Genomic DNA, 19,516 nt, shown 5'->3' on the forward strand with positions numbered 1-19,516 from the left:
AGGCTCTTTTTTGTTATCTTGCTGAAAAAATCTTATCGAAGAATTTATGCTTCTAGCACGTCTTCTCCAATCACTTCAGAGAACAGTAGTCCATCATCAGTATCAACATGTAAGCCCATCATAGGCAATCCATGATGACAGACCCAAGAGACTAAAAACACGCAAATTGCGACGGATAAAATTGCGAATGTAAACATAGGATTACCTCTCTTGGGTGGGACATATGTTATTAATTTATGCCCTACCAAGCGATTAGTCAATCAAGTGAATAACAAATTATACACAACATCACAAAATTTATGCCAAATAATATTTTTTACTGGGATGATGGGAGATCGGATTAATTCAGATTAGAAACTCATCACAAACCCTTGTGTTAACTTGGCCTTAGTCACACTTCATCAGCCTCACTATCATTAAACTTTCAAGAAATAACTGGCACCAATTATGCTTAATATTAATGAGCGGCAATAAAAATGTTAAACTTTTGTTTTTATTGAATTTAGTTTTGATGGCATTTTTCTGACGTTTTGTTGTCAGATATATTAAGGTGATATGTCATCCACATTAACCGCTTTTACCGACTAGATTTCAGTATGAAATGTGATCAAAGTCCTAGCTATGTGAAGCAATCACGGCTACATTCAAAAGGTTCATGAAGAACTGTATTCAAAAGCGTTCATATGAGAACGCGCTTTCGTGAGGAAATATCATGAAGAAAATGAGAAAAGCACAATTACACCGCGTTCGTATCCAATATTGGAAAGATACGAATAAAGCAGTAAACAAAACTGCGTAATGTGTGTTAAAACGACCTCGAAGCTGGCTCATTAGCCAGCTTTTGCATTTCTATAACCCCTATCAATTCTCTCGTATAAAAAACAATCGAATTTATAAGCGTTCTAACTTACATAACTCGTTAATGGCTATGCCACTTGATCGGTGCTTGGCACCATGCCCGCCAACTCCTGCAAGATGATTTGCGTAGATTTAGCAAAAACATGCTTATCTTTCCAACCCACAAGCTGCACCATCTTGACCTTACCCGAAATCAAGCATTGGCGAATAATACGCGTAACGATTTGCACATCTAAATTACGGTCAACTTCCAAACGAGATTTAGCGCACAGCGATTCTAAATCAATATTGAGCACCACTTCATCGCAATAGGAGAGGTAACTGCTCACTTGTTGCTTGAGTTGGAGGCGGTGACTAAACTCACATTCAGGCAATGTCAGCCAGTCACATCCAAGATCTTCCGCATATTCAAACGTTTTTTCATTCTGTAACCGCGAATCAATGCCGATATAAAATAAACGACATTGATTAAAACGAGCCAACGCAAAATGATAAGCAGAACCCATTTCTGGTTCTAACGTTGCTTTGTTCTCGAATTGATTACCAACATGAATAATACCGAGTTCTTTATTGGGTACATGCAAAAGCGGCAAAGCATGCAGTATGGTTTCGGTACTATTGGTAAAGACGACAGGTAAACTGTTGGAGCCTAAATAGCGACTTAGATTGAGTTGATAACGGCCAACCATTTGATCAGAGAGCAAAAAATGACCGCCATTACTCCAGCGGCTATGATTTTGCTCTGTCATCCACTCAAATACATCAGATAGACTTTGTTCGGCCATTTCAAATTCGACGGTTTTCATTGGCTTAAGTAACTGAGCTGCACTAATCAAAGCCATTGAATGAGTCGAAACACCTACGGGATCGTGGTTTTTATTACGTCGAAATAGACCAAACATACAAATCACCTTTCTGGAGGGAGTGCCCTTGCCGCTTGAAGTACATGAAGGATGATCCGTTGTTGGTTTTGCAGCACACGATGCGCTGGCGCCATCACGGAGATCGCTCCAATTAACTTCGATCCTTTCATTACAGGAGCACTAATACCGGATACGCCGGGATCAATTTCTGATGTACTGATCGCATAACCTTGCGAACGTATAGCATCAAGCTCCTGTTGCCATTCGTTAATTCGATGAGCTTCACCAAAATAGCGTAAGATTTTTTCACGGCGTTGCGCCGGCATAAACGCCAACATCACTTTTGAGGACGCACCTCTTAGCAACGGCTGGCTTTGACCTTGCACATAACTACAACGCAATGCTTGCATGCTCTCTTTACGGCTCACACACAACGCTCGGTAACCAACGGGAACCATGTAAGCGGCCATCTCACTTGTCTGCTTTTGCAGTCGGTTAAGCACTGCATCAACAGAATCCAAATCATGCTGGCTGGTTTCATAGCTACGCATAAGTAACAACGCAGCCGGACCGATGATCAAGGTTTTGTCACTCGGACTTTCCTCAATCAAGTTCCACTCTTTAAGTAGCTTAAGGTGACGATATAAACTACTAATCGGCGTTCCTAACTGCTCACTCAGCGTTTTGGCTGTTACTGGTTCTTCGTTAACCGCGACTTGCATCAAAAGCTGCAATAGCTTCTCGTTAACCTGTCCTGAATTCTGCTTCATCGAGTTCACACTTATGTTTTATCTTTTCATAGAAGAGTTGCGCAAATTGTATTCCTAAATGGTGAGAAACTATAAACAATAAAGCTCACACTTTCTTAACTAGTGAGAATGACCAAATAATACAAAATGAGAGCAAGCATGCGGTAAACTATCGAATATTGAACAAAAACAAGAGAGAAATTGCAGAAAAACTGTCAATTAAGCCATTTAACTGGCCACAAATAGCAATTTTTAGTGTTTTATCGTGGTGTATACGTCGATTATCGTTCAATGATAATTTATCGACATCATTTCTTTTTCAATAAGAATAGCGTCAGCAGATTCTCATCGTTTGAAATAAACCTTAAACGAAAAAAACAGCCAATGAGTGATCATTGGCTGCGATTAAACATCGTCGCTTGGCTGATAGCATTGTCGCTTTACTGATAGCATTGCCACTTTGCTAATAGATAGTTAGCTGATACTCGCCTTTCCCTGCAAAACCACTTAACGTTGGCGAACGAAGTGATTTTTCACCAAACAATCTAAATAGCGCTCAGATTTCACATGTTTAAATTGCAGTGGCCGTGGTAACTCACCAAACAGAGGAATCCCCCCTCCCAGCACAATCGGAATCGTGGTAATGATCAATTCATCAATCAAATCTTCACGCAAGAAGCTTTGGATCGTCAAACCACCATCAATGTAGAGGTTGTGGTAGCCCTTTCCATTTAGCCCAGCGACGACATCTTTCAATTCCCCGTTGATGAGAAAAATCTTATCTTCATACCCTTCTGGAACACAGTTCATGGTACGGCTCAAAACAAAAACCGGTTTTGTATAAGGCCAATCACAGTCAAAACTGAGCACCATATCCACCGTATTCCGCCCCATCACTAAAGCATCAATTTCTGTCATGAACTGTGCGAAACCAAAATCATTGCCGTCAGGGTTTGGGATCTCATGTAGCCAGTCGATTTTATTCTCTTTATCTGCAATATAACCATCAAGGCTGGTCGCTATGTAGACGATGTTGGTCATCAGGATCTCCAATACTTGTTAATTGTTTGGATTGAAATTAAAATTAAATCTACAGCGTAGAATTAATTGAGTTTAGCGAGTCATCCAAATGAGTGTCAAGAGTAGTAAGCGTGGTCGTCCGGCCAAAGATTCTGTCGCACTTAGCCGTGTCAGTATCATTGATCAGGCAAAAAGCTTAATGAGAGAGGATGAGAAAGTCCCCAGTATTCGCCGTTTAGCTAGCGCGCTTAACGTCGATGCGATGGCGATTTACCACTACTTTGACAATAAGAATGCGCTATTAGAAGCCATAACCATCTCCTTGATAAACGACATTTACCTGCCTCAAGAAGACCAAGCGTGGCAAAATGAACTGATACGCTTATCTCACAGTTATTTACGATTGCTACAACGCTATAATGGCTTGCTAGAAACACTGCTGTCGATGAAAGCGCTTGGCCCAGCCCAACTGTTCACTCAGCGCTTTGAGATGGTCTTAGAGCCTTTACAGCTCAATGAAACCACTACCAATAATGCATTAGGGCTCTTAGTGGATTATCTACATGGATTTGCCTTGGCAATGAAGTGCAATCAAGACCGAGAATCACTCGATATTACGATGAGTGAAGGGGCGATTTTGCTGATTTGCGCGGCGATTTCACCTGACTAACTCCCTAATACTTTCTCCCCTGACAATAAAAAAGCTCTTGTTATTCACAAGAGCTTTCAAATATAAATCAAACAAGTCAGTGGTCTAAAAATCTTCCGCTAAGGCATCTTCATCTAACGTGGCAGAGCAACGGATCTCAAACTGGTTAAAGCTGAAAAAACTCGCCCCATGAGAGCGCTTAGTCGTCACTTTATCCTCACCAAATTGAATCGTGACATGAGAGTAGACTTTATTGGTCACCTTCACCACGTTCTCTTCTAACAAGCGATTAAACTCAGCCTCGTGGCTATCACGAGCATATTTAATTTTTTCCAAGTTCGCATTGGCGGAGAATTTACGTTTATCGATCTGATCTTGCTCTTCTTCGCTGCGATCCGCTTTTGGACGTTTTTTAAATTCTAATTCTTTGCGCACTACATCCATCGTGGTTTCTTGCGCCAATTGGTAGTGCTCTTTATATTTATTTTGGCGCTCTTTGTGCATTTTATAGCGCGCAAAGGCATGGATGTGAGTTGGGGTATCACCTTCGACCCCCAAATTGACACAGGTAATTTTACCGCCAACTTTGGTTCGTCCACCGCTTAACGTCCCTTGACGGCCAGACTCATCACTGACTGTTAAGTTATTGCCACAGCGAACTTCATTATTCATGCAGTGAATGGTCAAATTGATATCATGACCCGCCTGTAATTCACTAAACTGGGCATAGTTGGCTTTGATTGACCCGCCCGCTTTCAACAGACATGATTTCGCTTGGTTATCAGAGACATTATGGCCAATGATCCCTTTCGCCACTTCGATATCACCTTGCGCCTGTACGTCAGCCGATTCCACAAAGCCAGCCACCGTAATATTGCCCGTAGCCCGCACAATCATGTCTGATTCGATATTACCGCGTACAATCACATTGCCTTTAAACTTCACGTGTCCTGTTGCCACACCGATCGATTGCACCACCAGAACTTCATCCACATCCACACTCGCAGCATGCAAAATTGGCATACCAGATACCGCTGCCACCAGCACATTAGGATCGGTATCGGAAATCACCGTGCCTTTGCCTTCTTTGAGTGGAGCATCTTTACCGTCGCCAGCAGGAAGAACTTTACCTTGCACGGTTAAACCGGGAGTGCCCATCGTTGGAGGGACACGGCGCATCAATGATTGGCCCGCGGCGACGTTGATAGTCTCACCCAAATTGAGCATATCCACCTTACCGGTTTCATCTTCAATCGGCGCTAAAACTTGTTTAGAGACATCCTTCACCAAGGCAACGAACTTCGCATCTTTACCTTCAATCGGTTTTTTGCCGGTGGCCACCGGTTGGGTGAACTGTTTACCAGCTTTAAGCTGGTGGCTGACCGCCATCACCTTTTTTAGCGCGAGTTTGTTGATACCTTTGGTCACAGATGCTCGTGCAAGCGCGTGGATCACTTGTGGACCTTGTAGCGGCTTACCGCCGTAAGCCCCCGTCACAACCATGCTAGCGAGCATATCGTTATCGGTAACCAAAACTTCAACCGTCGCGTTGCGTACCTCCGCAACCACGATACCGTGGAATGCTTCCGATTTTCCTTCTTTGGCAAGGGAGAGAAAACGCAATACTTCTTCTTCAAGAACAAAGTAGGCTCCGACATTGAGATCGGATAAAACGTTGGCAAGTCCTTTCTGGTCAAAATCACGCTTAAGCTCCATCTCTTTGGGTAAGCGAGCAATGACCTGTTGCTTATCGTCAGACAGTGAGACGATATCTTTCCACATGGTCGGTCTACCTTGGTAAATACTCTCTTGCAGTGTATATAACTTCACCGGTGAGAAGTATGAAAGCGCTAGCATTTTCCGGCTTGAGTCTGGTAAATAACACAAAGAAAAGTAAGAGGATGTGACAGAGGTTTGAGTAACGAATCACTAGTTATGATTTTCGTGCAAATTTTAGACAAAAATAGCACCAACAAAACTCGACTGGACGAGGATAAAATCAAAGCAGATAAAAAGAAGATATGCTATTTTCCAGCTACAACGCTTCTTGCATGAAATACTATGATGAGCCAGACGGAAATTCAAAAAACCATCGCCAGCTTTACTTCTATCGAGCAAGCTTTAGATCATTTTGATATTGAGTACGATAGCAAGTTCATCAATGAATATGGCACCCAATTGGTGAAACGCTTTAATGGCTATTTGATTTTGCAAAAACCAGAAGATTGGTTTGCCGCGCGTCGAGCGTTGAAAAATGCCTACTGTAAGATTCAGCGCTCACGCTTAGATAAGTACACAAGGCAAGCCTGCCGAGGATGTACTACCTGCCAACGGCGTTAAGACATCGTCATCCTAACATCATCAACAACAATAGCGGTGTAGCTTATGCCAGAGCAGTTTACATCGACGGTAGTTGCTACTACAGCTAGGCGACAAACAAACGAATCTCTATGAGCATAGAGCTCTGTGTGATTAGAGTGAGAGAGTGTCGTCAACAACGCTGAAGCAGCAAATATGCAGGGTGTTTACATCACACACTCTTGTGCTTCTTTAGCCTTATCAATACTGCGCTCAATCAACGATTGTGCTTCTTGATTACTGATGGTTTCCATTACTTTGTTCATCAGCTTTTCAGCGGTCGATTCTGACGAAACATCAACTAAACAAGCATACGCATTGGCGATGTGCTCTTTCGCTTCAGTGAGGGCGTTTTGATCGGCAAAATCCACCGTCAACGCTTCTTGCACCGATTCGGCCAATTTTTCTGCTGACTCAGCGGCTTCACCAAATTGATCAAGGTTCAGCGACTCAAGATCCACCGATTCGATTTTTTCTTGAAGGCTATCAACGGCGTCATTGGCGGCATCTTGTGCTTGCTCAATCGCTTTGCTTGCGTCATCACAACCAGTTAAAGCAGTAACTAACATCAGCGCGGTGAGATATTTTTTCATGATTAACCTTCCTATTATTACAACATTAGGGGCATTAAGTTATGCCAATGTCTTGCATCTTAAATCAAGCCGCTATACACGCAAACTGAAACTTGCCGCCAAATCGCTATACTCTTACCCAACCGGGCTTAACGCCATCTTAAGCAGTTGAATTACAAATAATGTAACAAGCAAACTAACAAGTAAAAAGGACACGGTAAAAACCATGTCCTTTTATAGCAATAGTTTACTATTTATCAACTGGTTGGTTAATCGTCATAATCACCAACATTGGGCACGCTATAGCTCGCATCATTCCATGGCCAAGGGACCTTCGCCATAAAGGCCGTCAACTCTGGTGTGTCGGCATGCACCTCACGAATGACAGGCAACGTTTGATGTATATGATAAGGGTTAACAGGCTCTCGACTACCTATCGCACAGAAATAGTCGGCAATGACGGGTAAATATTGGCGCTTATCGGCCAAAGACATCACTGCATCAGCTAATGCGGGATGGCCTTTCGCTCCAACAAGATCACCGGCACATAACCAAGTAGCATACTGGGCAATAATTTGCGCAATAAGATCTGCGCCCTCTGCGTGGCCAGCCGCATAAGGGAAAACATCGTATTCACTTTTCATCGTGACATCACAAGTTTGCTGGCCGTTAAACGCGACATAGAATGATGTGCTATACGGCCTATCTCGCAGGTTCTGCTCATAGTGAGATTGCCATGCTGGCATCAGTGCCAGCAGATTTCTCAGCGACTCTACACGCGCATTGTCATCATTGAAGTCTTGGCAAGGCACATCTACCTGACCACTTATGGCAGGAATACCACCAATCATGTTGGGTATGGTCAGTGTTAATTGTGATTGAGCACATTGCAGTTGATTGGTATTAGCAAGCTCCGCCTGAGCAAGATCGCATTGCCAGAGAAACTCATCGTCTTCCATACCAACAGCAATCATAAAATGTTGGTCGATTTGACCTTGGATCACCACAGGTTCATGCTCAAATAGGCTTAAACCACGTTCACTGCCTGCTCGTATCAACGAATAGAGCGGCGTTAAGCATTCTCCATTGAGCGATATCTGTTGGATTTTGTTATCTTGCCAGCCAAGCCAAATACTCTGGCCATCTTCTGCTAGCGTAGCCGAGGTTAAACACTCAATAAACGTTTGTAGTTGATCATGGTGGCTTGAACTGACATCCCCGCCTGCAATAGCAGTTAATGATTCAACCAATTCTTCTCGATCGTATTTGTCACAAATTTGTTCAGCGCTCAATGAGCGTACAACGCGATTCCACACGGTTTTCTTCTGCTTGAAATCGATACACTGCACCGAAAAATCAAAACATGGTTCAACGTCATCAGCTTCGTCATCAGCACCTTTGGCTAATGTCACCGTTTCCGCATTGGCCAATATTAGCGTGGCATGCTTTTTATCTTGAAAGAAAATATGGCGAATGGGAATCTCATCTGGAGCCGGTTTTCCTGCTAGCTCATAGTTTTCTACTGCCGCTGTAACCGGATTGAAACTGATCAGTTGATGAGTGCGTTTTTTGCCCAATTGGTAGAAAACAAATTCATCACGACCAATATAAACCATACTGCCGCCAACAAAGCGAAAAGGTACTTCATAGTGCTCAATAGTGAAATGAGCAGCACTCAATTGCTCTACCGATGTTTGTGTTAGCGCGATACTGAGCTCAGTCGAGAATAGGAGGCTATCTCGACGACGTCCGCTTTTCTTTGCTCCCACTAAGTACAATTTACCGTCCTGCAAGCAAACGTCTTTGGTGGGATACACCTCGAATGAAAATATCGGCGCTAGCGTGAATTTACCTGGCGCGTTAATCGCAGCAATATAAACTTGTCCCATCTTATCAACCGCAACAAAACGTGTGCTATCCAACCATTCGGTTAATACCACATTCTGCTGGCAGCCTTGCAGTTCAAACTGGCTGTGTAACTCGGAATTGAGACCATTCTGCTTAACAATTTGCAATTGCGCGACACCGCCGTAATACAAGCACTGGGTTTGAATACGATATTGCGGCTCTATTTCTTTATTTTCCAGCATGTAGTGCCCAGCTTCTAGGCTATTTTCATTCACGGCGGCTGAACGACTAAAAAGTGACTTTATTATATTTTTCAAAACCTAACCTACTCAATGTCGATGGTTATTATTCATATCACGGCGCTTTGCTCATTGCTTGCTAGTTGCTGTTCCAAATGCACTGGCCGTTATCATCAAGGTTGTAAGACTGACTAGAAAGATCAACATTTCGACCACTGTTATGGATGTAATGTAGATTCCACACCACTGCGCCTTGGCTATGGAACTCATAGCGCCCATTGATTTTACCGTCGACAACTTCCAACCAAGTATGTTTGAACTCCCATGGTCTATCGGGGACTTCATTGATCGTCTCTTCTCCTTGGTATACCAATGGAATATGACTTTCAGATTGCTTATAGCGTATTTGTCCCCCCACCCAACCGATATCTCGATCAAGATAGGTTTTTAGCTCAAGGTTAATCTTACCGTTAGGTGATGAAAAGCAACGAGTGTCCATCATCACGTTATTTGCAAGTAAGGGGGTACTCACACATCCAAAAAGAAAAGTGATCAGAGGGATAAAAGGTTTCATATTCTCTACTTAATTGATTATATCCATGACGTCACAGCGGCTCGAAAGGCTGCTGTTCTAATATTTCTAACCATTGCTTGAGTAACAGGGCTCGTTGCTTAATCAGCGGAGCCAATAGATCAGATGCGACCTGTGCACGAATTGCGACATACATAGATCCCGCCTGCGGGTATTGCTGACGGATAAGATGACGATTAAATTCGATACTCTGATCGCGTGAGGCTAACCAAGCTAACTGACTGGTTTTAAGTTCTGCCTTACCCTCTGAATCTAAACTTCGATAAAGTAATCGGTAATAATAATTAAGCTCTTTATCCCACAACTCATCAGCCACGAAACAGCGTAGTGACAGTGAACCGCCAAAGCTATTGTCTAAGCAGGTTTGTACGTACTCAGCAATTGGCCGTTCATAATCAGCAACACTCGCAAATTCGGCTAACGGCTGAAAATGCTCAATCGGCTTTTCGACAAACTCATTGGCTTGGCTGGCACAAGAAAATAAAAACAGTGCTAGCGATAGAAATTTATTCATGATGAGCGCTGCGCGACAGATAAAGCGCCACATTGAGCACAGACGGCTTTGCCCTTGCTAATCGTACTGGCACAACTCACACACGCTCGTTGTGGCAATTTAGGGTCATAGTAGCTAGCCAGTCTCATGAACTCTTGGCCTTTAATAGAATTCGTCTCAATCACCTTCTGCTTAACACCTCCATCCGTGACCATTTCTCTTTTACTACTGGATTTTGACGACGCATAAATGGCGATGACCACAACAATGACGATAACAACCAACAGCACGAGAATCGCCAAGATATGCAAGAGACCTGACATAGCGAAAAATTCAATTATCCCCTGAGATTCAGACATCAATTTTCCTTAATCGACCTGTTTACCCGCCACAGAATGACAAGAATAGAACGTGAATGGCGCCAACAGTAAACTTATCATCATGGCGTAAATAATAGGGATCAGCGCAACGCTCAAGCCCGCAGCCATTGCAATGGCATCATTGTGGAAATTACTCAGCAGTGAAATTAGGCCATAAACGAACATTAAACCACCACTTAACCAGCAAACCTTAACACACAAAGTTACGCGGTCACTTACCGAGCTGTTATTTCTGATAAACCAAGCTGCAATAGTCGGAGCTAAAACCGTGGTCAATGACAATAGATCAACAAAGATGAGCCATTCATTCATCAACGCCAGTTGCGAAATAACATATAGGCAAACAAGCCAGTAACTGATTAATCCAACCTTATTCATTTTTTGTATCCACGATATTGCCATTGTTCAGCGGCGACGTATTTTTCTAGCTCTGTGCATAATAACTCCAGATCTGCGTATCGAGATAGATCGGCACTCGCGCCATTATTAGTGAGTAATTTTAACGATTTGACCCTTTGCGCAGAACCTTTGACGATAACGCTTTTTACGTTACCCCATGGCATCGTTTCTGTGGTATCAGGTTCATGAGAAGTCATGCCTTCAGGGGTGATCTCTACGCTATGTTGCGCAGCGTACTTTCTAAAGGCATGGCCACCACGAAAATTAAGCAAAGCGGCAAAGCCAGAAAAACAGAACGCGTAGAAAACAGGTTCCAGAGGTATGGTTCCGCCAAGTAATATAGACCCAGCGAAAATCAGTACCGGCCACAATAAGGCGATGAAAATCGGGCCTCGGTATTTATGCTTTACAAATTTATCGGCAATTTTAAACTTCATATCATTCGAATTAATTTATTCTCAATAGAGAACACGACTATGATTCAAGGCCTTGAGCGCAAGCGCTAGGCGTTCTCATGAAATACAAGGTGAGAGTCGAGGAAAAAAGTAGAGTGTGCTTTCAAGATCGCCGTCACTGCAATGATATAGCAAAGCAATAACGTATCTGCGGCCATACCATCCAAGAAATGAATCGCAGTGGCAGCCACTAACATCAAAATACCACCAGCCTGATAAGGCACCAACGTTTTTAGCTCCGCGCGTCGACCATTGAGCACTTTCATGCCTTGATCACTTAAGTGCAACACCTCATTGCAGGAATGGCAATTAAAACAACCATCTCCGCCAATCTTATCGATATGTTTTACCGACAGAACAGTGTCTGCGGCACATTTTGGGCAGTGGTAAAAAAGCGACGTTTTCATCAATCTACTTCCTAGAGCAAAAGGCCTATCTCGCAATTCACTATAAGCCTGAAACCAATAACAACTTGTGCTCACCCTATTGGTTAAATAACCGTAACGTAAGCCGACTGGTTTGAGGGATACACTCATAAAAGGTTCACCTCACTCGCTATAAATCATACTCTTTTGATATACATCTCGCGCCATATTGTTAAAGCAAAATGCTTGTTTTTCTTAATGTTGTGGAGCAGGCACGCTTTGCAAACGCTTGCGATAGAACTCTTGATGAACACAAACAATCTTGCCACACTTGAAATGCATTTATCAGCCCAATAATTAAGCTGTATTCATTGTTTATTTTGATTACTTTACACAAATAGAGCAGACAAGGTAGAGGGAATTTGACAGGTCACACGCAGTTTGAATGGTGACAAATCAAACTGTTATTACATTATTCATTAATGGCGCAGAGTCGTTATAATGCAACCAAATTCATTCAAGGACATTGGCTGCATGGAAAATCAAGAAGAGTCTAATCGCCGCCCTCTCGCAGTGCGTAATATTTCTATCACCAAACGTATTGCTGTTTGGCTGAGCCAAAAAAACATCACCCCCAACCAAATCTCGCTCATGAGTATTGTCTTTGCCGCGGTTGGTTTCGCTTTTTCAGTTGGTTATCACTTCTGGCCGGCGCCAATTTGGTTGGTGCTGTTCGCTCTCATGATTCAAATGCGTTTACTGTGCAATCTTTTCGATGGCATGGTCGCAATCGAAGGCGGTAAGAAAACCCCAGCAGGAGAGCTGTTTAACGATGTGCCCGATCGCATCGCTGATCCACTATTGATTGTCGCGGCAGGTCTGGTGGCCTACTCCACGTTTGCCATGCCACTAGCTTGGGTTGCAGCACTCCTAGCGGTACTGTCAGCTTATATTCGCGTATTGGGAGTCAGCATGGATTGCCCGGCCGATTTTCGCGGGCCAATGGCCAAACAACATCGAATGGCACTCCTCACCGTGACGCTATTAGTGATGGCGATTAACCAGTGGTTTGATTTGCTGCCAAATGTTGGGCTTTATCTGATGGACATCGCTCTGGCAACCATGGTGATCGGGTGTTCCTTTACCTGTTGGCGTCGACTGGCGTTTATTTTCACGACCAAAGAGCAACAAGCACAAGCCGCGTCAGTCGCCGCCAGTGAGCCGTTAAGCGAACCATTGAACGAGAAACCACATGACTAGTATCCCAATTCATTCGCTGCATATGATGGCCGCCATCACGCTCATACTCGTGATTGGCACCTTGGTTTATCTCTATTTATCACGCCGTAATCCAACAAAGGATTACCACGAACTAAAACTGCGTATTCGCTCTTGGTGGTGGATGATCGGTATCGTCTTTGTCGTGCTCTATCTACCTACCCAATACACGCTGATCTTTGTCGCCTTCTTAAGTTTTATGGCGCTAAAAGAGTTCCTCTCCATCGTACCCACTCGCATGACAGATCGACGCGTGATCTTCTGGGCTTATCTCTCGATCCCATTCCAATACTATTGGTTATCGATCGGCTGGTATGGCATGTACATCATCTTTATTCCAGTCTACATGTTCCTCTATCTTCCGATGGTCGCGGTGTTGATTGGTGATACCAAAGGTTTTATCCGCTCGGCAGGCATCATTCACTGGGCGCTGATGCTAACGGTATTTTGTGTCAGCCACATGGCCTATCTATTGGTATTACCGAGCAAGAATCCAGAGGCGGGTTCAATGGGCATGCTGCTGTTCTTATTGGTCTTCACTCAATTTAATGATGTTTGCCAATACGTATGGGGTAAGAGCTTTGGCAAACACAAGATTGTGCCGAAAGTCAGCCCAAATAAAACCTGGGAAGGCTTTATTGGCGGCGCGGCAACCATCATCATCACCAGCTATTTTGTTGCCCCATATCTAACACCGCTTACCTCTGCGCAGGGGCTGGTGGCAGGGATGATCATTGCTTTTAGTGGCTTTATTGGTGATTTGGTGATTTCGTCGGTCAAACGCGACTTACAAATCAAAGATACCAGCCAGTTTATCCCCGGCCATGGTGGTATTTTGGATCGCATTGATAGCTTGATGTTTACCGCGCCGTTGTTCTTCCACTTCATTTATTACCTTTACTACTAAGGGGGCGAGATGACAATTTTCAAAGTTCTGTTCGTCCTATTGTTTGTAAAGCCACTCGTGTTTGTTGGCTTAGGCCTTAACATCATTAATCGACAGAACCTGCCGCTCAATGGCCCAATGGTGGTGGCTGCCAATCACAACAGTCATCTCGATACCTTGGTGCTGTTGGCGCTGTTTCCCATCAGTATGGTGCACAAAGTGCGCCCTGTAGCGGCGGCGGATTACTTTCTCAAAAACAAAATCTCAGCGTGGCTATCACTCAATGTATTGGGCATCATTCCCATCCATCGCTCACCCAGTAAAAGTGATCGTCACGCAGTGTTTGATGAGTGCCATAAAGCGCTTAATCAAGGCGACATCTTGATCATCTTTCCGGAAGGTAGCCGTGGCGAACCTGAAACCATGAGCGGACTAAAGAAAGGGATATATCACTTGGTTAACGAACATCAGGCCTGCCCTGTCATTCCGGTGGTGATGCGCGGATTAGGCCGAGCGCTACCCAAAGGTACAGCGATGTTTGTCCCCTTTAACTGTGATGTGGTATTGGGAGCACCGATTGAGAAGTTTATCGATGCGGATGAGTTTCTGGTGACGATGCAAGCAGAGTATCAGCAGTTAGCACAAGCGTGCATTGTGACTCACTACGAAGAATAAACGTTCAGCAAGCTAACAAAAAGAGCGCGATTGAATTAACCAATCGCGCCCTTTTCTCGTTTAATATGCACGGTTATTCCGCTGGCAGATCGACACCGATTAGTTGTTCGTAAAGGCTCTCATTCTGGCACAAAATCGTCGCCATTATTTTACCCTGAGAAAGCACATCAATTCCCGATTCCATTTTGCCATCAGGCTTGCGCTCTCGTGACGTAAATACCCGATAAACAATCGCGTTTTGCGCTGATGGATTAGGTATTGAAACAGAGTAATACTCGTTTGAACCTGCTCCAATCCATTGATAGGTAGACGCTAAATCGCGAGAAACCGTCAGTTGCAATTCGGCTTCCACCAGCTTTTTACCAAATCGATAATGGATAATACTGCCAAAATCTTGCACTTCGACTTGTTTACCACTTTGAGTCTGGCAATAAAACAACGTATTAGCGAAAACTGAAGGACTTGCTGCGAACGCCGATAAAGAAATTAGACCGACTACAAACGTCTTTTTCACGGCAATCAAACCACGACTAATCATGCTGTGTATTGACCATTCGCATATCAAAATACTGATCATAACTGTGACTGTAGAAGATCCAACGATCATTGCTAAGCCAGTGCTTTTCTCCCATCAAAGCAAACAACCATTCTTGGCGATAAGGTTCTTGTTCAGGCTTTAGTTCAACGGTTGGTGATAAGCGAATCGTCACTTCCGGCGTACGCCATTGACCTTCATCATAGCTCTGTAAAAACGCCCTTGATTCTTGGCCGTTATAGTAACCACTGATGCGATGACGACCATCAGGCGACGTCTCACGATCTTGTGGGTTTTCCTCTATCTCTTCACCCGTAAGAGTTGAAACCAGCCAATCAGATTCATGACCACAAACAAAAGAAAGTAACTGCTCTTGCGGATAGAAAGCTTCAAAACCACAGGTTTCAAAGTCTTCAAGCTGATAGATACTCTCACCTTTCGTGTTGTAAATATTCAGGGTTTCTCGAATCCAATCCGCATTCTCAACAGACTCTTGGGTAACATTGATGCGCTTGCCGAGCATTGCATAAGCACTCTTCGAATCTTTTATTTCGACCAGTTTTGGCTGAGCGTATTGCACTTTATTTTGAACTAAAGCTTGGTATTTCTCGCTGCTAATTGGCGAAAATTCGAACACAACCGAATCTGATTGCGCGTAACAAAACGACGTAAAACCACTGGCTAACAACACTGAGATAGCAGTACAACACTTATTCATTTATCGAGCTTCCGAAATGGGTAACAATGGTCGAAAAGACAATTTTTTGTCTGTGTGGAAAAGAGAGGTAGCTTAGAGATAAAGCTGTTGCAGCACCAAAATACGCTGTTCAGTCATCTCGGTAAGGCAAATCATACGATCAATATTTTTCGATGTCCCTCCGCTAAATAAGGTGTAGTAAGCGTCGCAATGGGCATCCCGATATTTGAGCCAAGCTCGCTGAGCGACCACTAACGACGTTTTAATCTCATCTTTAGCCACCAAATAGCCGTCAAATTGATTGGATTCAATTTTACCTACAATGTTCTGATAAACATCATTGAGCTTGTCATCAGCGATATCGTAACCCGCCATCACATCGCATGCGGCAGGAGAAAACTCGCACTGGTTAACGACGTCATCGGAACTTGCAACGACGGGCACCTCACCGGTCTGAGCTACTGCAAAAACACTGCTTAATGAGAACATCGAAGCCACAATCATTGCTATAGGTTTCTTCATGATTCCAAAATCATTCATACGGACATTCTTTAATGAGGCCACAATAGTATTCAATTACAACAAGATAGCTAGAGTTGCAGGTGAATTGTTTGCACAAAAGCATTTTTTAACGCTGATGCAAAAGCATTAGATGTGAAAAAGCAGCCGCTATAACCACGCATCCTTGGCACAATAAACGATCTGCCCATCCTTTGATGCGTAACACGTTAAGCTGGGTTTCAAAATACTCGACGGCAAGAGTATGCCCGCTTGCTCATTGACCTTAATAAGGTTGGATTGGCTATCAGAGTGCTCAGAAACCGCGCCTCCATTTGCTAGCGTCCACTGAGTAATATATTCACTGGTGTTAGCGCAAGTCGTTATCTCACAAGCCTCTGTGCTTTCTACTCCCTGTACGATAACCAAACACTGAGCGCTTATCTCATCGCATCCTGCAATCACATTGACACTGATACAGGACAAAGCCGCAGCCAATGAGATCATCCCCGCCCATTGACTGATTCGGTAGCAAGCACACGACATGCATCATTCCTCTCTATTTGATTACTTGGTTTTCGTTGCTGATTTACGTCTAACCAAACCACGGTGGGTTTTCATTCGCGTTATCGATATTAATCAATTAATTGCTGTGATTTCAGCCAATCCATTGCCACGAGCAAAGCCAATGAGCACACAGATTTATCTTCCATCGCCACAAACTTCAGCTCTTCAATTTCCGCTTCAGGGCTCATCTCACCGCTAAAATCGGCGAAATAACAGGTAAGCTGAACTGAAACCCCCTCCGCTTTACCATCAGCTTGAGCGGTAAACGTCTCTGCGTACTTGATACTGCTTGGATGCAGATCGATCGCCAATTCTTCGTTAATTTCACGAACCAGCGCTTGCTCATCGCTTTCGCCTTGCTCACGCTTACCACCAGGAAGATAGAACAACTCTTTTCCTTGTGAACGCACTGCAAGCACTTTGCCATCACACACATGGAACCATGCCAATTTATCGATCAGTTTCGTCATAGGTCACCCCAACAAGAATTTTAATGGTTTGAATTTTAACAATCTATTGGCGGTTTAGCTAAGTTATTCAGCGCGAGTATTACGCTGAACGGGTATCTCGGCTCGATAATGCGTATACTTCAGAATGAGATTATTTACCCCAACACTATAAGAGCCAATACATGATTGTTTTTACCACTAATTTTGGTGATATTGAGATTGAACTAAACATGGAGAGAGCCCCTGTCAGTTCAAAAAACTTTCTAAAATACTGTGAAGATGGGTTTTATGAAGGCACGATTTTCCACCGTGTTATCGACGGGTTTATGATCCAAGGTGGCGGTCATACGGAAGATATGCGTGAAAAAGAGACCCGTGATCCTATCGTCAATGAAGCAAATCGCGGCCTAAAAAATACCATCGGCTCAATTGCGATGGCTCGCACTGATGCTCCGCATTCGGCTACGGCTCAGTTTTTCATCAACCTAGATGACAACGATTTCCTTGACCATACTGGTACCACCAATCAAGGTTGGGGCTACGCGGTATTTGGTAAAGTCTCTGCTGGGATGGACGTTGTAAATAACATTGGCAAGGTGCTCACTGGCACCAAGAAAGGCCATGACGATGTACCACTTGATACCATTACGATCTCCAAAGTAACCATCAAATAATCTAGGTGAGATAAAGAGACATGTCCGTTCAAAATCCTATCGTCAAAGATGTATTTGTCGCTTTTCAAGTGATCCCTCGCCTTAAAGAAGGCAATAACTTTGAGGTGGTTGATAAAGCGATTGAGGTGGTCAAGGCCGCCAATGTGCCATACCAAGTTGGCGCCATGGAAACCACCATGAAAGGTGAGCTAAACCATTTACTTGAGATCGTGAAAAACGCTCAACAAGCGTGTTATGACGCGGGCGCACTTGAGGTGATCACCAACATCAAGATCCACAGCAAAACTGAAGCTGCAACTGATACATTTTGTACTTATGATCGGGGCGTCACCAAAGCCAATCACATGTTTGTGAATAGCTAAATTTGTAAATGGCTCAGTTTATCAATAGCCCAGTTTATAACTAGCTAAGCAATTGAATAAATGAGCTTTGTTGCCAAGATCGATGAGCATCGATAACGTTCATCGCTCTTGGCGGCTGTTGCACTATTTAAACGGTAATGGAATGTGTGGGGTAATATGGATATCTTCCAAACATTGCTTTAACAACAATTGTTTCGCTTGATGAATTTTTACAATCGTAAAACTCTCTATATCGCTATCCACCGTTAAACAGGCGCAACTAAAACCATTATTGCGATTAGTTCGTACAAACTCATCTTGGTTCTCGGTGACTTGGCTAACAATCGCCATAGAGTCATCATCAACCGCTTCACCACCTTGCACGGAAATGTTCCAGCTACCGTCACGATCCAATAATGACATATTGCCCGGGGTCGAATTATCAAACCAACCACAACGCATCTCTGCCGCACCCACTTGGCATGAAGCCAGTACAACCAAACCTAAAGCCCAAGCCCTCATTACTCCATCCTTTTGACTCTGTTTTACCAGGTTACTGTTTCTATCATCGTGCACATCGTCGTAAGACTAAAGCAAATCATAGTTATATTCTTCTTTCTTCACATGGCGCAATTTGCTGGTATTGACCCCAAGGATTCCGGCGGAATAGTCAGTGCATTCTTTATTGGCGAGTAACTTATTGCCTTTCACTACCATCAAACCAGCATAATCGGTTTTACTCCATTGAGCAGGACCAATTTTTTCTGCGTTACACATCACGTCATAAACGATATAGCTGTAATCACCGTTAGCAAAACGAAGCCGAGATGTTCCACCACCAGAGCAACCACCTGTGCTTAACACTGGCTCATCGAGTTGCAACTCAAGCTTGGTTTGCGTGCCATAGCGGTAACTCACCTTGCCATCTTCAGCCAAACACGCAGCCACTGCCTTTGTACCAATCTCACAAGAAAAAACCGCTTGTTCGGTTGCCGGACATAAACTTTCCGCCACAGTCGTTAACGGTAGAAGCGCAAAACCAAGTGGCATGCACACTTTTATTATTGTATTCATGA

Annotated in this window: 27 protein-coding genes; 7 read left to right on the forward strand and 20 right to left on the reverse strand. The window is 43.7% G+C overall.

Going from position 1 to position 19,516, the window contains the following annotated elements:
• Nucleotides 1-44: 44 nt before the first annotated feature.
• The 4 genes from RH86_RS20610 to RH86_RS19415 form a co-directional block, all read right to left on the reverse strand.
• Nucleotides 45-197: a hypothetical protein gene (locus tag RH86_RS20610; protein WP_190275927.1), complete on the reverse strand. Its 153-nt coding sequence runs from the start codon at nucleotides 195-197 to the stop codon at nucleotides 45-47.
• A gap of 729 nt (nucleotides 198-926) precedes the next feature.
• Entirely contained in the window at nucleotides 927-1,760 is an 834-nt protein-coding gene (locus RH86_RS19405) for an arginase (protein ID WP_009388117.1), read from the reverse strand.
• 5 nt (nucleotides 1,761-1,765) lie between these two features.
• Nucleotides 1,766-2,491 carry an IclR family transcriptional regulator gene (locus RH86_RS19410; protein ID WP_005600395.1) on the reverse strand — a complete coding sequence of 242 codons (726 nt, stop codon included), beginning with the start codon at nucleotides 2,489-2,491 and terminating at the stop codon, nucleotides 1,766-1,768.
• A gap of 486 nt (nucleotides 2,492-2,977) precedes the next feature.
• Nucleotides 2,978-3,511 (reverse strand): dihydrofolate reductase family protein, encoded by a 534-nt coding sequence (locus RH86_RS19415; protein WP_009388118.1) that lies wholly within the window; start codon nucleotides 3,509-3,511, stop codon nucleotides 2,978-2,980.
• 88 nt (nucleotides 3,512-3,599) lie between these two features.
• On the opposite strand from RH86_RS19415, the gene RH86_RS19420 reads away from it, so the two are divergent.
• Complete coding sequence (locus RH86_RS19420; RefSeq protein ID WP_009388119.1) at nucleotides 3,600-4,160, forward strand: TetR/AcrR family transcriptional regulator; 561 nt, start codon at nucleotides 3,600-3,602, stop codon at nucleotides 4,158-4,160.
• 84 nt (nucleotides 4,161-4,244) lie between these two features.
• Here the strand turns inward: RH86_RS19420 and RH86_RS19425 are convergent, their stop codons facing one another.
• A complete protein-coding gene (locus RH86_RS19425) occupies nucleotides 4,245-5,921 on the reverse strand; it encodes a DUF342 domain-containing protein (protein WP_009388120.1) in 1,677 nt (558 codons plus the stop codon).
• A gap of 282 nt (nucleotides 5,922-6,203) precedes the next feature.
• On the opposite strand from RH86_RS19425, the gene RH86_RS19430 reads away from it, so the two are divergent.
• Nucleotides 6,204-6,479, forward strand: a complete 276-nt coding sequence (locus RH86_RS19430; RefSeq protein ID WP_009388122.1) for a nitrogenase-stabilizing/protective protein NifW — start codon at nucleotides 6,204-6,206, stop codon at nucleotides 6,477-6,479.
• A gap of 185 nt (nucleotides 6,480-6,664) precedes the next feature.
• Here the strand turns inward: RH86_RS19430 and RH86_RS19435 are convergent, their stop codons facing one another.
• The 8 genes from RH86_RS19435 to RH86_RS19470 form a co-directional block, all read right to left on the reverse strand.
• Nucleotides 6,665-7,090, reverse strand: a complete 426-nt coding sequence (locus RH86_RS19435) for a hypothetical protein (RefSeq protein WP_009388123.1) — start codon at nucleotides 7,088-7,090, stop codon at nucleotides 6,665-6,667.
• Nucleotides 7,091-7,338: 248 nt separating this feature from the next.
• A complete protein-coding gene (locus tag RH86_RS19440) occupies nucleotides 7,339-9,234 on the reverse strand; it encodes a hypothetical protein (protein ID WP_139047683.1) in 1,896 nt (631 codons plus the stop codon).
• 61 nt (nucleotides 9,235-9,295) lie between these two features.
• Complete coding sequence (locus tag RH86_RS19445) at nucleotides 9,296-9,730, reverse strand: hypothetical protein (RefSeq protein WP_009388125.1); 435 nt, start codon at nucleotides 9,728-9,730, stop codon at nucleotides 9,296-9,298.
• Nucleotides 9,731-9,761: 31 nt separating this feature from the next.
• On the reverse strand, nucleotides 9,762-10,262 hold the full coding sequence (locus tag RH86_RS19450; protein WP_009388126.1) for a lysozyme inhibitor LprI family protein: 501 nt from the start codon (nucleotides 10,260-10,262) through the stop codon (nucleotides 9,762-9,764).
• Entirely contained in the window at nucleotides 10,259-10,600 is a 342-nt protein-coding gene (locus RH86_RS19455) for a hypothetical protein (protein ID WP_009388127.1), read from the reverse strand. The genes RH86_RS19450 and RH86_RS19455 overlap by 4 nt, the downstream gene beginning before the upstream one ends.
• 9 nt (nucleotides 10,601-10,609) lie before the next feature.
• Nucleotides 10,610-10,999 (reverse strand): hypothetical protein, encoded by a 390-nt coding sequence (locus RH86_RS19460; protein ID WP_009388128.1) that lies wholly within the window; start codon nucleotides 10,997-10,999, stop codon nucleotides 10,610-10,612.
• Nucleotides 10,996-11,457, reverse strand: coding sequence for a hypothetical protein (locus RH86_RS19465; RefSeq protein WP_009388129.1), 462 nt, complete (start codon nucleotides 11,455-11,457; stop codon nucleotides 10,996-10,998). Before RH86_RS19465 ends, RH86_RS19460 begins: the two co-directional genes overlap by 4 nt.
• 65 nt (nucleotides 11,458-11,522) lie before the next feature.
• Nucleotides 11,523-11,882 carry a hypothetical protein gene (locus RH86_RS19470; RefSeq protein WP_009388130.1) on the reverse strand — a complete coding sequence of 120 codons (360 nt, stop codon included), beginning with the start codon at nucleotides 11,880-11,882 and terminating at the stop codon, nucleotides 11,523-11,525.
• A gap of 492 nt (nucleotides 11,883-12,374) precedes the next feature.
• On the opposite strand from RH86_RS19470, the gene RH86_RS19475 reads away from it, so the two are divergent.
• Genes RH86_RS19475 through RH86_RS19485 form a run of 3 tightly spaced genes read left to right on the forward strand, consistent with a single transcriptional unit; the run spans nucleotide 12,375 to nucleotide 14,679 of the window.
• Complete coding sequence (locus RH86_RS19475) at nucleotides 12,375-13,100, forward strand: CDP-alcohol phosphatidyltransferase family protein (RefSeq protein WP_009388131.1); 726 nt, start codon at nucleotides 12,375-12,377, stop codon at nucleotides 13,098-13,100.
• Complete coding sequence (locus tag RH86_RS19480; protein ID WP_009388132.1) at nucleotides 13,093-14,025, forward strand: phosphatidate cytidylyltransferase; 933 nt, start codon at nucleotides 13,093-13,095, stop codon at nucleotides 14,023-14,025. The genes RH86_RS19475 and RH86_RS19480 overlap by 8 nt, the downstream gene beginning before the upstream one ends.
• Before the next feature lie 9 nt (nucleotides 14,026-14,034).
• Nucleotides 14,035-14,679 (forward strand): lysophospholipid acyltransferase family protein, encoded by a 645-nt coding sequence (locus tag RH86_RS19485; RefSeq protein ID WP_009388133.1) that lies wholly within the window; start codon nucleotides 14,035-14,037, stop codon nucleotides 14,677-14,679.
• A gap of 73 nt (nucleotides 14,680-14,752) precedes the next feature.
• Here the strand turns inward: RH86_RS19485 and RH86_RS19490 are convergent, their stop codons facing one another.
• From RH86_RS19490 to RH86_RS19510, 5 genes are all read right to left on the reverse strand, one after another.
• A complete protein-coding gene (locus tag RH86_RS19490; RefSeq protein WP_009388134.1) occupies nucleotides 14,753-15,217 on the reverse strand; it encodes a hypothetical protein in 465 nt (154 codons plus the stop codon).
• Complete coding sequence (locus tag RH86_RS19495; RefSeq protein WP_009388135.1) at nucleotides 15,210-15,932, reverse strand: hypothetical protein; 723 nt, start codon at nucleotides 15,930-15,932, stop codon at nucleotides 15,210-15,212. Before RH86_RS19495 ends, RH86_RS19490 begins: the two co-directional genes overlap by 8 nt.
• 72 nt (nucleotides 15,933-16,004) lie before the next feature.
• Nucleotides 16,005-16,433, reverse strand: a complete 429-nt coding sequence (locus RH86_RS19500) for a lysozyme inhibitor LprI family protein (protein ID WP_223296372.1) — start codon at nucleotides 16,431-16,433, stop codon at nucleotides 16,005-16,007.
• A gap of 147 nt (nucleotides 16,434-16,580) precedes the next feature.
• Nucleotides 16,581-16,955: a hypothetical protein gene (locus RH86_RS19505; protein ID WP_009388137.1), complete on the reverse strand. Its 375-nt coding sequence runs from the start codon at nucleotides 16,953-16,955 to the stop codon at nucleotides 16,581-16,583.
• Nucleotides 16,956-17,044: 89 nt separating this feature from the next.
• On the reverse strand, nucleotides 17,045-17,446 hold the full coding sequence (locus RH86_RS19510; protein WP_009388138.1) for an NUDIX hydrolase: 402 nt from the start codon (nucleotides 17,444-17,446) through the stop codon (nucleotides 17,045-17,047).
• A 161-nt stretch (nucleotides 17,447-17,607) separates the two neighbouring features.
• Here RH86_RS19510 and RH86_RS19515 point away from each other — a divergent pair, with 161 nt between their 5' ends.
• Together RH86_RS19515 and RH86_RS19520 are read left to right on the forward strand one after the other, a co-directional pair.
• Nucleotides 17,608-18,099 (forward strand): peptidylprolyl isomerase, encoded by a 492-nt coding sequence (locus RH86_RS19515; RefSeq protein ID WP_009388139.1) that lies wholly within the window; start codon nucleotides 17,608-17,610, stop codon nucleotides 18,097-18,099.
• 20 nt (nucleotides 18,100-18,119) lie between these two features.
• Nucleotides 18,120-18,461 (forward strand): MTH1187 family thiamine-binding protein, encoded by a 342-nt coding sequence (locus RH86_RS19520; protein ID WP_005600356.1) that lies wholly within the window; start codon nucleotides 18,120-18,122, stop codon nucleotides 18,459-18,461.
• 123 nt (nucleotides 18,462-18,584) lie between these two features.
• On the opposite strand, the gene RH86_RS19525 is transcribed toward RH86_RS19520, so the two are convergent.
• Both RH86_RS19525 and RH86_RS19530 read right to left on the reverse strand, forming a co-directional pair.
• Nucleotides 18,585-18,962 carry a DUF4087 domain-containing protein gene (locus RH86_RS19525; RefSeq protein WP_009388140.1) on the reverse strand — a complete coding sequence of 126 codons (378 nt, stop codon included), beginning with the start codon at nucleotides 18,960-18,962 and terminating at the stop codon, nucleotides 18,585-18,587.
• 66 nt (nucleotides 18,963-19,028) lie between these two features.
• Nucleotides 19,029-19,514: a hypothetical protein gene (locus RH86_RS19530; protein ID WP_223296373.1), complete on the reverse strand. Its 486-nt coding sequence runs from the start codon at nucleotides 19,512-19,514 to the stop codon at nucleotides 19,029-19,031.
• Nucleotides 19,515-19,516: the final 2 nt, after the last annotated feature.

The sequence above is a fragment of the Vibrio sp. N418 genome (assembly GCF_000222565.1).
Lineage (GTDB): Bacteria > Pseudomonadota > Gammaproteobacteria > Enterobacterales > Vibrionaceae > Vibrio > Vibrio scophthalmi.

Excerpts from the sequence above, each read along its gene's own strand:
- RH86_RS19505 (WP_009388137.1), bottom strand. The coding sequence starts at position 16,955 with ATGTCGTGTGCTTGCTACCGAATCAGTCAATGGGCGGGGATGATCTCA.
- RH86_RS19415 (WP_009388118.1), bottom strand. The coding sequence starts at position 3,511 with ATGACCAACATCGTCTACATAGCGACCAGCCTTGATGGTTATATTGCA.
- RH86_RS19435 (WP_009388123.1), bottom strand. The coding sequence starts at position 7,090 with ATGAAAAAATATCTCACCGCGCTGATGTTAGTTACTGCTTTAACTGGT.
- RH86_RS19485 (WP_009388133.1), top strand. The coding sequence starts at position 14,035 with ATGACAATTTTCAAAGTTCTGTTCGTCCTATTGTTTGTAAAGCCACTC.
- RH86_RS19490 (WP_009388134.1), bottom strand. The coding sequence starts at position 15,217 with ATGATTAGTCGTGGTTTGATTGCCGTGAAAAAGACGTTTGTAGTCGGT.
- RH86_RS19465 (WP_009388129.1), bottom strand. The coding sequence starts at position 11,457 with ATGAAGTTTAAAATTGCCGATAAATTTGTAAAGCATAAATACCGAGGC.
- RH86_RS19475 (WP_009388131.1), top strand. The coding sequence starts at position 12,375 with ATGGAAAATCAAGAAGAGTCTAATCGCCGCCCTCTCGCAGTGCGTAAT.
- RH86_RS19525 (WP_009388140.1), bottom strand. The coding sequence starts at position 18,962 with ATGAGGGCTTGGGCTTTAGGTTTGGTTGTACTGGCTTCATGCCAAGTG.
- RH86_RS19455 (WP_009388127.1), bottom strand. The coding sequence starts at position 10,600 with ATGTCTGAATCTCAGGGGATAATTGAATTTTTCGCTATGTCAGGTCTC.
- RH86_RS19450 (WP_009388126.1), bottom strand. The coding sequence starts at position 10,262 with ATGAATAAATTTCTATCGCTAGCACTGTTTTTATTTTCTTGTGCCAGC.
- RH86_RS19430 (WP_009388122.1), top strand. The coding sequence starts at position 6,204 with ATGAGCCAGACGGAAATTCAAAAAACCATCGCCAGCTTTACTTCTATC.
- RH86_RS19530 (WP_223296373.1), bottom strand. The coding sequence starts at position 19,514 with ATGAATACAATAATAAAAGTGTGCATGCCACTTGGTTTTGCGCTTCTA.
- RH86_RS19460 (WP_009388128.1), bottom strand. The coding sequence starts at position 10,999 with ATGAATAAGGTTGGATTAATCAGTTACTGGCTTGTTTGCCTATATGTT.
- RH86_RS19445 (WP_009388125.1), bottom strand. The coding sequence starts at position 9,730 with ATGAAACCTTTTATCCCTCTGATCACTTTTCTTTTTGGATGTGTGAGT.
- RH86_RS19425 (WP_009388120.1), bottom strand. The coding sequence starts at position 5,921 with ATGTGGAAAGATATCGTCTCACTGTCTGACGATAAGCAACAGGTCATT.
- RH86_RS19410 (WP_005600395.1), bottom strand. The coding sequence starts at position 2,491 with ATGAAGCAGAATTCAGGACAGGTTAACGAGAAGCTATTGCAGCTTTTG.
- RH86_RS19480 (WP_009388132.1), top strand. The coding sequence starts at position 13,093 with ATGACTAGTATCCCAATTCATTCGCTGCATATGATGGCCGCCATCACG.
- RH86_RS19510 (WP_009388138.1), bottom strand. The coding sequence starts at position 17,446 with ATGACGAAACTGATCGATAAATTGGCATGGTTCCATGTGTGTGATGGC.
- RH86_RS19500 (WP_223296372.1), bottom strand. The coding sequence starts at position 16,433 with ATGAAGAAACCTATAGCAATGATTGTGGCTTCGATGTTCTCATTAAGC.
- RH86_RS19405 (WP_009388117.1), bottom strand. The coding sequence starts at position 1,760 with ATGTTTGGTCTATTTCGACGTAATAAAAACCACGATCCCGTAGGTGTT.
- RH86_RS19470 (WP_009388130.1), bottom strand. The coding sequence starts at position 11,882 with ATGAAAACGTCGCTTTTTTACCACTGCCCAAAATGTGCCGCAGACACT.
- RH86_RS19420 (WP_009388119.1), top strand. The coding sequence starts at position 3,600 with ATGAGTGTCAAGAGTAGTAAGCGTGGTCGTCCGGCCAAAGATTCTGTC.
- RH86_RS20610 (WP_190275927.1), bottom strand. The coding sequence starts at position 197 with ATGTTTACATTCGCAATTTTATCCGTCGCAATTTGCGTGTTTTTAGTC.
- RH86_RS19495 (WP_009388135.1), bottom strand. The coding sequence starts at position 15,932 with ATGAATAAGTGTTGTACTGCTATCTCAGTGTTGTTAGCCAGTGGTTTT.
- RH86_RS19520 (WP_005600356.1), top strand. The coding sequence starts at position 18,120 with ATGTCCGTTCAAAATCCTATCGTCAAAGATGTATTTGTCGCTTTTCAA.
- RH86_RS19515 (WP_009388139.1), top strand. The coding sequence starts at position 17,608 with ATGATTGTTTTTACCACTAATTTTGGTGATATTGAGATTGAACTAAAC.